Raw genomic sequence first — 14105 nt, forward strand, 5'->3', positions numbered from 1 at the left:
CCGTGGCGGAGTGAGTGCAGGTCAGAGCGGTGTGGGCGCCGGAACCGCACCGCTTGTCCAAGAGTGACGCATTTGCCGAGTTTTTCCGAAAATAAATGAACTACCCGGATGGTCCACCGCCTTGATGATTCAGTGGTTGATCCGTATCCGGATCGGTATGGATCTTGAGGGTTTCTGAGAATTTCCTTATGGGATCTTCATCTTCCGGCCTTTCTACCCAGGTCGGACTCAGACATCAAGAATCCCTTGGGAGTAGCGTTGCTACGGAAGTCCCAGGCCTCATCCGCGTTCGCGGGTGGGGCCTTCACTGTGCGCAGAGCGCGGCGAATAGCCGTGCTGGCCGCCCTCGGCCTGCTGGTGGAGAGCGGGGTGGCGCTCGACGCGCTGACCGCCACCCCGGCGGCGGCCGCAGGGCGCGCGGCCTCGGCACAGGTGGCCGGCGCCTCGACGACGGAGGCGCCCGACCAGGCGTCGGCGCTGCTGGCGGCACGGTTGAACAAGCGGCGGATCGAGGTGACGGGCGCTCGCACGGAGACCCTCACGCTGTGGGCCAACCCGGACGGCACCCTGAGCCAGGAGCTGTCCGTCGGCCCGGTCCGGATGAAGGCCGGCGAGGCGTGGGTGCCCGTCGACACCACGCTGGTGGAGACCGGTGACGGGAGCATCGCGCCGAAGGCGCACCCGGAGGGCCTGACGTTCTCGGGCGGCGATGCCTCGGTGAAGGTCGGTGACGCCCTGCCGGGTGCCGGCGCACCGCCGGCCGCCGTCCCGAGCGCGGCCCCGTCGGCCGAGGCGGCCCCGTCCGTCACGCCGTCAGCCCCGGCCTCGCCGAAGGCGACCGCGCCCGCCGCGCCGGCGGCCGCACCGCCCGCCGCGCCGTCCGCCGCGCCATCCGCGAGCGAGCGGGCCTCCCGTACCGCGCCGCGCGCGGCGGCCCCGGCGGCCGACCCGCAGGCCCAGACCCAGCCCCAGGCCCCCGAGGCCCCGGCCGAGCGCGGCCTGGTGAAGGTCGGCACCGGCGGCCACCAGGTCGAGCTGAAGTGGCAGGGCAAGCTGCCCAAGCCGAAGCTGTCGGGCTCCACCGCCACCTACGTCGACGCCCGCCCGGGCGTGGACCTGGTGCTGGAGGCCACCCGGACCGGCTTCGAGCAGTACCTGGTCGTCAAGAGCCGGGACGCGGTCTCCCAGGCCGGCACGCTGACGCTGCCGCTGGACACCACCGGTTACCGCGTGGAGCGCCAGGAGGACGGCTCGATCCACCTGACCGATCCGGCGGGCGGCAAGCCGACCGTGCGCATCCCCGCCCCGACGATGTGGGACGCCGCCCTGGACGAGAAGTCCGGCGAGCACCCGCACCGCGGCGGGGTGTCGATGGAGCTGCGCGGTGAGGGCGCGGACGCGGAGCTGGTGTTCGCGCCGGACACCGCGTTCCTGGCCGACCCGGCGACGAAGTTCCCGGTGACGGTCGACCCGGTGGTCGACGTCGGCACGAACTTCGACACCTTCGTCGAGACCGACTTCAGCTCCGACCAGTCCTCCTCCACCGAGCTGAGGATCGGCACGTACAACGGCGGCGCCGTCAAGGCCCGCTCGTTCCTGCACTTCCCCGGCGGCGCGTTCAACGGCAAGCAGATCCTGAACGCCAAGCTGTACCTGGCCAACTACCACTCCTACTCCTGCTCCCCGAGGCAGTGGGAGGTCTGGGCCGCCCAGTACGCGAGCACCGCCAGCCGCTGGGGCAACCAGCCCGGCCTGATCTCGCGCTACGCGGTCTCCGACGAGACCCGGGACGTCGCGGGCGACAACGACAGCTACGACTGCTACGGCTCCGACGGCACCTACTGGGCGAAGGCCGACGTCACCAACCTGGTGCGCGACTGGGCTGGCATGGGCGCGGGCACCTACGCGCTCGGCCTGAAGGCCGCGGACGAGAACGACTCCTACGGCTGGAAGAAGTTCGAGTCCTCCGAGGGGGCGCACTCCCCGTTCCTGTCCATCACCTACAACACCGTCCCGCCGACCCCGTCGACGGTCGACGTGCTGCCCTCCCAGCAGGGCGACCCGCGCTACACCTCCTCCGCCAACCCGGTCTTCCAGGTCGCGGCCAGCGACCCGGACGGCGGTGACGTGGGCGCCGACTTCGACCTGTACCGCGCGGGCACCTTCGTCAAGCGCGTCTACAAGCAGGGCCCCAACGGCAGCTACCTCCAGGTCCGCCCCACCGACTTCGGCCTGGCCCGGCTCGACGAGGGCGTGTCGTACTCGATCGGCGCGCGGCTGTGGGACGGCCTGGTCAACTCCGGCTGGTCGCCCAGCGTCACGGTGATCGCCGACACGGTGAAGCCCGGCGCGCCGTTCGTCGGCTCGGCCACCTACCCGTCCGACGACCTGTGGCACGGCGGGGCCGGACAGGCCGGCACCTTCACCTTCACCCCGGCCGCCGGTGTCACGGACCAGACCGCCTTCGTCTACAGCCTCGACGGCGCCGCCGCGGTGACCGTCGACGCCACCGGCGCGGCGAACGCCACCATCACCCCGGCCACCGACGGCCGCCACACCCTGAAGGTCCAGTCGAAGGACCGGGCGGGCAACCTGTCCGACCCGACCTCCTACGCCTTCTCGGTCGGCCAGGCCGGACTCACCTCCCCGGTCGACGGCACCCGGTCCGCCAAGCGGGTCAAGCTCAGCGTCGACGCCCAGACCCAGTACAAGCGGGTGGTCTACCAGTACCGGCGCGGCCCCGGCGCCGCCGAGTACGCCGTGCCGACCGCCAACCTGACCAAGGCCGACAACACCCCGGTCACCGACCCCAAGCCGCAGCTCGCCGACCTCGGCGCGCACGCCAACTGGACGGTCGTCGACACCCTCGGCGACGTCGGCGGCGTCGTCCAGATCCGCGCCCTGCTGTTCCCGCAGGACGGCTCCGGCAGCGGCTACGCCACCGCCTGGAACACCATCACCGTCGACCGCAACGCCGACGGCGCGGCCGGCAGCGAGATCGGACCCGGCTCGGTCAACCTGCTCACCGGCGACTACTCCGTCGACGTCACCGACGCCGACGAGTTCGGCGCCTCGGTGAAGCGGGCCTCCTCCTCGCGCGACCTCGCGCGCGGCTGGCAGCCCCAGGGCGAGCGCCTGACGGCCAACCAGCGGCAGCTCGGCGCCGACACCAACGGCTTCACCGCCGGACAGGCCGCCATCGAGCGCTCCACCGCCCGGGGCCACGACAACACCACCGACTCGCTGCGGGTCGTCTCGACCGGCAAGGACTCCTACGCCGCCATCGGCGACAACTCGATGGCGTTGGGCATGAAGCCCGGCAAGACCTACCGGCTCACCGGCTGGATCTACGTCCCCGCCGCGACCGGCCTCGGCCCGGACTACACCGACCGCGGCCTGCGCCTGGTCGGCCTCACCCGCACCTCGGCCGGCTACGCCCAGGTGACGTCCCAGAAGGCCGGGTTCACCGACGGCTGGCAGCAGCTGACCGTCGACATGGCCGTCCCGCAGGACGCCACCGAGGCGTTCTTCCGGCTCTACAACGGGTTCTCGGCCGCCGGCAAGGAGGTGTTCTTCGACGACCTGTCGGTGAAGGAGATCGTCGCGCCGTTCGGCCCGCAGTGGTCCGGCGGCCCGGACGCCGGCACCGGCTCCAACTACCGCTCGCTGTCGTTCCCCCAGTCCGACCTGGTCGAGATCAAGGAGAACGACGACAGCTCGCTGACCTTCGCCAAGGGCAGCGACGGAACGTTCTTCCCCGAGCCCGGCTCCGAGGACCTGGCGCTGAAGGCCGCGCCGGCCAGGTCCGGCGCGATCGTCCTGTCCACCTCCGGCCAGTGCCTGGAGTCGCCGAACGGCGCGACCGGCAACGGCGTCCGCCTCCAGCCCGCTCCCTGCACCGGCGCCGCGAACCAGCAGTGGACCCGCGGCGACGACCTGACCCTGCGCCTGCTGGGCTACTGCCTGGACAACCCCGGGGGCCAGACCGGCGACGCGACCCCGCTCACCCTGTGGGTCTGCAACGGCGGCACCAACCAGCAGTGGGAGGTCCGTCCCGACAACACGGTGATGAACCGCCAGTCGAACAAGTGCCTGGACGCCGACAAGGGCGCCTCGATCTGGGTCTGCTGGGCGGGCCCCAACCAGATCTGGGACGTCCAGACCGCCGGCACCACGTACGAGCTGACCGACCTGAACGGTGCCAAGACCGTCTTCGCCCGCCAGGCCGGTTCGAACATCTACCAGGTGGTCAGCGAGACGGGGCCCGAGGCCGCGTCGGCCACCCGCTTCCAGTACGACACCACCGACGGCCGCTCGCTGGTCAAGCGCGTCATCCCGCCCGTCGAGCCGGGCGTGGACGACGTCAACGGCTGCTCGGTGGACCCGCTGCCGCGCGGCTGCGAGGTGCTGGAGTACGACTACGCCAAGGCCACCACGGCCACCGCGTCCATGCCGGGTGACTACCTGGACCGCGTGCGGAGCGTGAAGGCCTGGTCGTGGAACCCGGCCACCTCCCGGCAGGAGCCGGTGGAGGTCACGCACTACGCGTACGACGACAAGGGCCGCCTCGTCCAGGTCTGGGACCCGCGCCCGGCCGCTCCGCTGAAGACCGCGTACGGCTACGACGCCGGCGGCCGGGTCACCCGGATCGCCCCCGCGGGCGAGCTGCCGTGGGACTTCGACTACGGTGCGGCCGCGTCCGACCAGGACCCGGGCCACTTGCTGAAGGTCCGCCGCGGCACCCTGGCGCCGGGCACCAAGGACCAGGTCAACGGCGAGATCGCGACGAAGGTCGTGTACGGGGTCCCGCTGACCCGCGGCGCCGGCGGACCGTACGACATGGCCGGCGCCGACGTCGCGCAGTGGGCGCAGACCGACGCGCCGACGGACGCGACGGCGGTCTTCGGTCCGGAGGACGACCCGGGCACCCACTCGGCGAGCTCCACCTCGCCGGGCCGGGACGGCTACAAGCCGGCCACCGTCCACTACCTCAACGCCTCCGGCAACGAGGTCAACACCGCCACCCCGTCGGTCGTCGACAAGGGGGACATCACCACCAGCGAGTACGACCGCTTCGGCCACGTCGTGCGCACGCTGAACGCCACCAACCGGACGGTGGCCCTGGGCACCCACCCGGACGCCGCGCGGTTCGCCGTCGAGCTCGGCCTGCCCGCCGCCTCCGCGGACCGGGCCCGGCTGCTCGACTCCCGCACCACCTACACCGCCGACGGCCTGGACGTCCTGGAGACCCTCGGGCCGCTCTACCGCGCCACCCTCTCCGAGGACATCGCGGGCGGCACCACCCCGGCGACCGTCACGGTCGAGGGCGAGAACATGCCGCGCCTCGGCTCGACCGCCCAGGTCATCACCCAGAACGACGGCGGCTGGGTCGGCGGGGGCGGCTGGTCCGGCAACGCGCAGGTGATGCTGCTCGGCAGGAAGGCCGGCGACAGCGCCTCGTTCCGGGTCACCGTCCCGGAGGAGGGCAAGTACCTGCTCTCCGCCAGGATGACCAAGGCCGCCGACTACGGCACCGTCAAGTTCGTCCTGGACGGCGCCGACGTCACCGGCACCTTCGACGGCTACAACAACGGCGTCACCACCTCGCCGTGGTCCGCCGGCGCCCCGGTGCAGCTGACGCGCGGCGACCACCAGCTCGACCTGGTCGTCACCGGCACCAACCCGTCCGCCGTCTCGCCGTACTACCAGGCGGGCATCGACACCCTCACCCTGACCAAGACCACCCTCAACCCGGCCCTGCCGGCCGGCACCCCGGTCATCGCCCGGGACCACAACACCAACACCTACGACGAGGGGAAGCCCGACGGCAAGGCCTACCACCTGGTCACCACCGCCACCGACGGCGCCCGCATCGACGGGTACGCGCAGGACGCCGAGCTGCGGGTCACCAGGACGGGCTACGACACGCCGATCGGCGGCGTCTCCGGCTGGCAGCTGAAGAAGCCCACCTCGGTCACCACCGACGCGCTCGGCGCCAAGCTGACGGCCACCGTCAAGTACGACGCCACCGGACGGGCGACGGAGTCCCGCAAGCCGGGCTCGACCGGCACGGACGTCGGAACGGTGAAGGCGGTCCACTACACCGCGGGCGCCAACCCGGACGACGCCGCGTGCGGCAACCGTCCCGAGTGGGCGGGCCTGGGCTGCGCCACCCTGCCGGGCGGCGAGGTCACCGGCGCGGACGCGACGCGGATGCCGACCACCCTGCCGGTGAAGCGGGTCACCCGCTACTCGCGGTTCAACCAGCCGGAGGAGACGACCGAGACCAACGCGGGCAAGTCCCGCAAGACCGTCACGGTCTACGACGAGGTGGACCGGATCGTCTCGACCGAGATCACCTCGGACGAGGGCAAGCCGCTGCCGAAGATCACCACCGAGTACGACCAGGCCACCGGCGACGTCGTGCGGACGACGGCCGGTGACAAGTCGCTGACCAAGGTGACGGACGCGCTCGGGCGGCTGGTCTCCTACACCGACGCCGACGGCTCGACGACCACCACGGAGTTCGACCGCTTCGGCAAGCCGGTGAAGGTGAGCGACCCGACCGGTTCCACCACCTACACCTACGACCGCGCCAAGGAGCCGCGCGGGCTGGTCACGTCCGTCAACGACAGCGTCGCGGGCGAGTTCACCGCGAAGTACGGTCCGGACGGGCAGCTGGTCGAACAGACCTACCCCGGCGGCATCGTCCGCAAGGACACCTTCAACTCGGTCGGCGAGGCCACCGGCCGCACCTACATCCGCGGTTCCGACAACACGGTGATCTGGTCCCAGACCACCGACCTGTCCACCCAGGGCCAGGTGGCCAAGGACACCAGCTCCACCGCCACCCGCTCCTACCAGTACGATCGGCTCGGCCGGCTGGTGAAGGCCGAGCAGTCCACGGTCGCCGCCGGCTGCGTCACCCGCCAGTACGCCTTCGACGCCCACTCCAACCGCCTGTCCAAGCAGACCTCCCCGCGCGGGGCGGCCGGCGAGTGCAGCACGGCCGGGGCCACGGCGGAGAACCACACCTACGACAGCGCCGACCGCCTCACCGACGCGGGCTACGCCTACGACGCCTTCGGGCGCACCGTCAGGACCGCGACCGGCGCGACCAACACCTACTGGGCCAACGACCGCGTCGCCGCCCAGGAGAAGGGGGACACCAGGCAGGAGTGGGCCGTCGACGCCGCCCACCGCCCGACCGCGTTCACCACCAGCAAGAAGCAGGCCGACGGCACCTGGGCCGGCGCGACCTCGAAGCTGAACCACTACGGGGACGACTCCGACGAGGTCCGCTGGACCGTCGAGGACACCGTCCAGGGCACCCTGACCCGCAACGTCTCGGGCCCGGACGCCGACCTGGTGGCCACCACGGGCAAATCCGGCGACGTCCGGCTCCAGCTGACCAACCTGTTCGGGTCGGTGGTCGTCACCACCGACACCGGCCTGGCCGGCCCGGTGGTGCTGGACTTCGACGAGTTCGGCATCCCCCAGGACGGCCAGGAGGCGGTCCGCTACGGCTGGCTCGGCGGCAAGCAGCGCTCCGCGGAGGCCCAGGACGGCGACATCCTCATGGGCGCCCGCCTCTACAGCCCGGCCCTCGGCCGGTTCCTGCAGATCGACCCCGTCCCCGGCGGCAACGCCAGCCCGTACGACTACTGCACCGGCGACCCGGTCAACTGCACCGACCTCGACGGCAACTGGGGCATGCCCAAGTGGCTGAAGAAGTCGGTGGAGGTCGTCGCCAAGGTGGCGGAGGTCGTCTCCACGGTGGTCCCCGGCCCGATCGGCTCGATCGCGGCGGCGGTCTCCACGGTCTCCTACGCCGCCAGCGGCAACTGGGGGAAGGCGGCCGAGATGGCCGTCACGGTGGTGGCGGCGGCGGTCGGAGCGGCCGTCGTCGTGAAGGCGGCGTCGGTCGCGGTCAAGGCGGTCAAGGCGTCCCGCACCATCCAGGCGGCCAAGGTGGCCGTCAAGGAGGCGAGGGCGCGGTACAAGATGCCGATCAACTTCCAGCAGCAGCAGGGCCACATCCTGGGCAGCTCGCACTACCTCAACCGGATGAAGGCCAACAAGCCCACGTCCACCTGGCTCAGCAGCAAGCACGCCGACCGGCTGACGAGGTTCGCCAACGCGTTCGGCCGCAAGACGGGCGGCGCGGGCAACGAGCGGAAGTTCAAGATGCCCTTCCCGGTCGGCCGCGGAATGCACGGCGAACTCCAGCGGGTCGTGCGCGTCACCACCAAGAAGGGTAAAATTCACGGGTCGCCGTACCGGAAGTAAGCCGTGTCGCGAATGGCGAACGAGAATGACGGACGACGAACGGCGAGTGGAATGGCGGGAATCCCGGTGGAAAAGGCTGACGGACCGGACGACTGGTCCGCCTGGGCGTCGAGCGCGTACGGCGACCTCGCGAACCCGGACTTCTCCTTCGTGGGCGAGTGCTACGAGCGGAACCCCTACGCCGAGCCGATCCGCAGGATCTCGGCGATCGCCCGGGTCAAGGACCGCACCAACCTCGACGACTGCGTCTGCTTCGATCTGGAGGTCGACGGCGGGCGGCGGCGCAAGTGGCTGGTGCAGCTCTCCATGGTGGGCCCGTTCGCCATGGTGATCCGGGTGGACAGGGCCGGGGTCTTCCTCCCGGACGTGGTCTCGACCGCGGTCGTGGAGACGGACGACCCGATCGGGGCGCGGATCGTCGGGATCCTGAAGGAATCGGGATTCCACCTCCTCTCGGCCGAGGAGTCGAAAATCACCGTGCCTTTCAGGATCCCTCCGGACGAGGAGCCGGAGGACGGGCCGCTCTACCGGATCCTGTTCGGTGACGCCACCGAACTGCCCTGGTAGCCGAACCGGGAAAGGTTGAGTTCACGGCCGATTTTCAGGGCCCCCGGCGACCGCTGGTCGCCGGGGGCCTTCCGTGTTTCCGCGCCGTGTTTCCGTGCCGTTTCCCCGTCGCCTTCCTCGCGGTTTTCCTCGCGGTTCTTCCGGGGCGGGCTCAGGCGAGGAGGAGGAAGGCGTCCCAGGCCGGGGTGGCGGTGGTGGGGTGGGTGTGGGCGTGGAGGGCGAGGGCCGCGCCGGCGGTGCCCTCCAGGAGGGTGGCGGGCTCGTCGGCCGCGAGGGCGGCGGTGAGGTCGCGGGCGGTGGCCTCGGCGAGGGCGGGCAGGTGGGCGGCCAGGGCGGTGGAGCCGGAGTCCTCGGCCGTCCGCTGGACGATCCGCAGCAGGCCGCCGGTGCCGTGGCAGAGCCCGGCGCCGGCCAGGTGCCAGCCGGCGGGCTCGGCCAGGGCGTCGGCGAGGGCGGTGACGGCGGTGGCTCGCCAGTCGTCGCGGCCCAGCGCGGTCCCGGCGAGGAAGAGCGCCCGGGCCGCGCCCGGGGTGCCGTAGCACCAGGCCGCCCGGGTCGGGGCGTCGGCGGGCGGCCTGCCCTCCTCCATGTCCTCGACGCGCACCGTCATCGGCCAGCCGCCGGTGGGCAGCCGGTGGGCGGCGAGCGCGAGGGCCAGCGCCTCGATCGCCTCGTCCTGGCCGGTCACCCGTACGCCCTGCGACCGGGCCAGGGCCAGCAGCGCGAGCGGGCCCGGGATGCCGTGCGCGAGACCGAGGTTGACGTGGCCGCGGGGGTGGTCGGGGTCCGCGCCGGGCAGCCCCGGCCCGCCCGCCGTCCACCAGCGCGGCAGCGGTCCGCCGGTCGGCGCGGCCAGCTCGACCAGGGCGGTCAGCACCCCGGCCAGCGTGGGCCCGTCCGGGTCCAGGTCCAGCAGCAGCCGGCCGAGACCGGCCGCGCCCGAGACGGTGTCGAAGGTGTGTGCCCGCAGCCCGGCCCCCGCCGCGAGGTCGGCCCGCAGCGCGGCCGCGCGCCCGGCGGCGGATTCGGCGACCCGGGGTGCCAGCGCGTCCAGCAGCCCCCGGTACTCGCCGGGGGCGCGCGCCATGGTGCGGGCGGCGAAGGCCACGGCGGCGGCGCCGGAGTACAGGCCGCCGCCGCGCATCGCGCCGGGGGCCCGGACCGCCTCGGCGAGCCGCTCGTGCGCGGCCCGGCGCAGCTCCGCGTCCTGGCCGGCGAGGACGGCGAGGGCGAGCGCCGCACCGGCGGGGCCGGCGCCCAGGCCGGGGGCGGTGGCAGGAGTGATGGCGGTCTCGGGAGTGGTGGGGCGGGTGAGTCGGGCGGTGACCGCCCGGAGGACTTCGGCGGGGGTCATCGGGCCTCGTTCGGGGCGGCGGTGCGGGCGCGGTGGGCTTCCAGGGCGCCTCGGGCGAGGGCGTAGGCGCGGCGTTCGGCTTCGCGGTCGATGCCGACGAGGCGGTTGTGGCCCATGTGGAGGAGGGAGGTGAGGGCCGGGCCGGCGGCGGGCGGGGCGAGGTGGGAGGCGTAGTCGGCGAGGCGGGCGGCGCGCTGCTGCCAGGCGGCGGTGAGGGCGGGGTCGGCGGGCAGCAGGCCGCCGGCGGGGGTGGTGGGGCCGTCCGGGCCGATGGCGCGCAGCGCGGCGGCGCGGTGGGCGCGGAAGGCCTGGTGGTGCTGTTCGGACTTGGGGTAGGTGGTGGCGACCCAGGCGCCGACGGGCGGCGGGGTGGGGCGGGCCGCGAGGAACGCCCGGGCGGTGGCGGTGAGGTTGACGGCGGCGAGCAGTTCACCGGGCGTGGTGCGGGCGGCGCGGGCCAGGCGCAGGGCGGCGAGGGCGACCAGGCTGTCGGCGTGGAAGACGCGTTCGGCGTGCGCGAGGGCGGCGGGGCCGCCGTAGCGGTCGGTCTCCGGCAGGTAGCCGTCCAGGCGCAGGTCGGCGGCGAGGCCGGCGCGGCGCAGGTCGTGGGCCCAGTCGTGGAGGGCCGGCAACAGGTCGGCGGCGAGGTCGGACGGGGCGCCGTGGAAGCGCAGCCGCAGGTGGGGCGCTGGGTCGCGGTAGCGGACGAAGAACCAGCGGTCCACCGAGCCGGGCAGTGCGGCGATCAGGCGGGGCAGCCGGTCGGCGAGGATCTCGTCGTGGCGGGCCTCGGCGGCGGAGAGGCGGGCGAACAGCCAGGGGCCGCCGGGCAGTTCGGGCGTACGGGGGTGGGCGGCGGGCAGCGGCCGGCGCGCTGAGGAGGCCGAGGGGGCTGCCGCGCGGGCGGTGCGGCGCAGCGGGACGACGATCTCGGTGCTGTGGGCGCCGCCGGGGCCGCGCAGCCAGCCGGTGTCCCCGTCGCTGGTGAGGTCCTCCTGGAGCACGGTGGGCTGGGCGGAGCGGGAACGGCTGTGCAGCAGGCGGCGGTGCCAGGGGTTGTCGAGGTCGAGGCTGATCCGCTGGTCGCCGCTGAGCAGGCGCACGGCGGCGGGCACGCCCCAGCGGCGGCGCCAGCGGTCGAGGCCGTCGGCCCACTGCTCGTACGGGGTGTCGGGGCCGGGCACGGGGGCGGTGAGGCGCCAGGCGGCGGGGGCGAGGACCACCCGGCCCCGGCGGACGCGGGGCAGGGCGGGGGCGCCGGAGGCGGCGCCCCAGTCCCAGGGCTGCCAGGGGCGTTGGCCGGTGAGCGCGACCTCCTGGAGGAAGCGGGCCGCGTTGGGGGCGCCGGTGCGCAGGTTGAGCGCGTGGTGGGCGGTGGCGCGGATCTCACGGCCGAGGCTGCGGGAGTGGACGGCGAGGCGTTCGGCGTCGGCGAGGACGACGAGGTCGTCCAGCGGGAGGGTGGTGGGACCGCCGGGGTCGGGGAACGCGCTGACGGTGACGCGGTGGGGGAGCCAGCGGGGGGTGAGGGCGATGTTGGCGTGGCGGGGGCGGTAGGGGGTGAACTCCAAGTGGGCGTCGAGGACTTGGCCGGTGTCGGGGGCTCGCCGGTGTCGGGGACGTCGTCGGCGTCGGGGGCCTCACCGGCGTCGGGCCCGGTGCCGGCAGCAGCGGCGAGCAGGGCGGCGCCGCCCGCCGCGGCGCCTTTCGCCTCGCTGTTCGCGTCGCCGCCGGTGCCCGCGCCGGCGAGGTGGGCGGCGAAGCGGCCGAAGGTGGCGCCGGCCCGGTCGCTGCCGGCGGTGGGGGAGAGCACGAGGCGGAACCGCCCGGCGTTCAGGGCTTCGAGGGAGTCGGCGGTGAGTTCGGCGTACAGCTCCAGCGAGGCGGGCGGGGTGTCGGCGGCGGAGTCCGGCCGCTCCGGTGACGGGGCCAGGCGGGCGAGCAACGCGTCGTCGAGGACGACCTCGGGCAGCGGGCCGCCGGGCTCGCGGTCGGCGAGGGCTCCGGCGGCGAGTTCGGCCAGCACCCGGTCGCGGGCGGCGTCGGCGTCGGTGCGGGCGCGGGTGGGCCGCGGGTTGGCCGCGCCGCGCGCGCCGGCCGGGCGCCGGTAGCCGGCGGGCGGGCCGAGCCCGGTGTCGGGGTCGAGTACGTCGGTGAGCGGTACGGGGCTGTCGGTGCCGTACCGCTCGACGAACTCCGCGTGGTAGGCGCGCAGGTGCTCGGGGGCGGTGGCCGGCGGGGAGAGCCGCCACAGGAGGGTGGCGGTGTGCTCCAGGTCGGTGCGGACCTCATCGGGCAGCACCACCTCGGCGTCCAGCGCGAGGTCCGCGTGCAGCGGGCGGTCGGCGGGCGCGAGGCCGGTCATCCGCCGGCGCGCCTCGCGCAGCACGGGGCCGGCCTGCCCGCGCGGCAGGGCGGCGGCCTGTGCCAACAGGTCCCGTACGGCGGCGAGTTCGGCGTGGACGGGGTGGCTCTCCGGCAGCCGGTCGAGGACGTGGCCGAGCAGGTCGGTGCAGTCCGGCGGGGGAGTGAGGTCGGTGAGCAGGAAGCCCTGGACCACCAGGGTGCGCACCAGCGTGGCGATCGCCTCGGCCGGGGCGGCGGGGAAGTCGGCGGCCAGCGCGGCGAGCAGGTCGGCGTGGCTCAGCGGGTCGGCGGCGTGCCGGACGGCGGCGCGGACGACGGCGGTGGCGCGGACGGTCCGCTCGGTGACGGGCTGTGCGGCCGCGTCGGCGGCGGGCTCGGCGCCGGTGACTGACCCCGGGCCGGCGGCGGTGCGCCGTTCGGGCAGGTACGGCAGGACGAGCCGGTCGCCGCGCGGGCTGATCTGCTGGTCGGCGGCCAGGCTCAGGCCGGGCAGCACTCGCGGGTCGGTGCGCAGCCGGTCCAGGAGCGGGAGGAGCCAGCCGAGGTCGGGACGGAAGGCGCGGCGTTCGGCGCCGTCCCAGCGGACCTCGGCGCGGGTGCCGAAGCGCGCCGGTGCGACGGCGGCCATCAGGCCGAAGGGGGTGGGGCGGGTGGCCATCCGCAGTCGGTAGCGGCCGACGGCCTCGGCCGCGCGGCGCAGGGCGGCGGGGCGGCGGTTGCCGTCGGCGGTCTGGCGCAGCAGGTCGGCCAGGGAGGGGCTGGAGACCTCGATCGCCTCGCACAGGACCGGGTCGGCGGCGGCCTCCGCGAGGTGGGCCGCGAGCGCGTCCTCGTCGGGTCCGGCGGTGTGGCGGTGCGAGCGGGCCAGCGCGGGTGCCCGCAACAGGACGGGACCGGTCGCGGTGAAGAGCGCGTCCTGACCTGCCGCGTGCGTCTTCCTGCCCACCGTGCCCCCGTGCTTCGTGTCGCCGTGCTTCGTTTCGCTGCGCTGTGGTCTCGTCCTGCCGTGGCGTCGCCGTCGCCGGGTCGTCGCCGTCTCGCGTGGCTCCGTCGGCTCGTTCTATCTCGGTGATCGAAAACTGTCCATGGTCGATCAAAAGTCACCAAGAGTTGGCTGAATTCGTCTATTCATCCGTGCGCGGTCATTGTCGGGGCCCGCACAAGTGCCTAACGTCCGCTGCAGTCCGCCGCGGCCAGTCGCGGCACCGACGAAGGGAGGCCCTTATGGCCAACGACATGCAGGAGCTGTTCGACCTCGACGTGCAGGACCTGGTCGCCACCGAGGTCGGCGAGCAGGAGGAAGCCCTGATCAGCATCTCGTGCGAGGGGTCCTGCACCCGCCCGTACTGCATCTGACCAGGAGACTGGTGCGAGCGGTCCGGTCAGTCCGACCCGACTGACCGGACCGGTCCAGCGGCAGTACGGGTACCACCGGGGGGGGGGGGGGGGGGGGGGGGGGGGGGGGGGGGGGGGGGGGGGGGGGGGGGGGGGGGGGGGGGGGGGGGGGGGGGGGGGGGGGGGGTGGGGG

5 protein-coding genes and 2 pseudogenes are annotated in these 14105 nt (G+C 74.0%); 3 read left to right on the forward strand and 4 right to left on the reverse strand.

From position 1 onward, the window contains the following. The first annotated feature begins 309 nt into the window (after positions 1–309). Positions 310–8289 (forward strand): ricin-type beta-trefoil lectin domain protein, encoded by a 7980-nt coding sequence (locus ACZ55U_RS35120; RefSeq protein ID WP_465532936.1) that lies wholly within the window; start codon positions 310–312, stop codon positions 8287–8289. Positions 8290–8355: 66 nt separating this feature from the next. Further along, entirely contained in the window at positions 8356–8856 is a 501-nt protein-coding gene (locus ACZ55U_RS35125; protein ID WP_465532939.1) for a hypothetical protein, read from the forward strand. A gap of 151 nt (positions 8857–9007) precedes the next feature. Here the strand turns inward: ACZ55U_RS35125 and ACZ55U_RS35130 are convergent, their stop codons facing one another. From ACZ55U_RS35130 to ACZ55U_RS35145, 4 genes and pseudogenes are all read right to left on the reverse strand, one after another. Continuing rightward, positions 9008–10210 carry a lanthionine synthetase LanC family protein gene (locus tag ACZ55U_RS35130; protein WP_465532941.1) on the reverse strand — a complete coding sequence of 401 codons (1203 nt, stop codon included), beginning with the start codon at positions 10208–10210 and terminating at the stop codon, positions 9008–9010. Continuing rightward, entirely contained in the window at positions 10207–11214 is a 1008-nt protein-coding gene (locus ACZ55U_RS35135; RefSeq protein WP_465532943.1) for a thiopeptide-type bacteriocin biosynthesis protein, read from the reverse strand. The genes ACZ55U_RS35130 and ACZ55U_RS35135 overlap by 4 nt, the downstream gene beginning before the upstream one ends. A 42-nt stretch (positions 11215–11256) precedes the next feature. Then, positions 11257–11790 (reverse strand): annotated as a pseudogene (locus ACZ55U_RS35140) (lantibiotic dehydratase); the annotation flags it as partial. Between the two features lie 221 nt (positions 11791–12011). Then, positions 12012–13523: pseudogene (locus tag ACZ55U_RS35145) on the reverse strand (lantibiotic dehydratase family protein); the annotation flags it as partial. Between the two features lie 278 nt (positions 13524–13801). Here ACZ55U_RS35145 and ACZ55U_RS35150 point away from each other — a divergent pair. Next, the gene (locus tag ACZ55U_RS35150) at positions 13802–13933 is read left to right on the forward strand and encodes a hypothetical protein (RefSeq protein ID WP_465532945.1); all 132 of its coding nucleotides are present in this window, start codon (positions 13802–13804) and stop codon (positions 13931–13933) included. Positions 13934–14105: the final 172 nt, after the last annotated feature.

The organism is Kitasatospora sp. NPDC034533, from assembly GCF_055575155.1.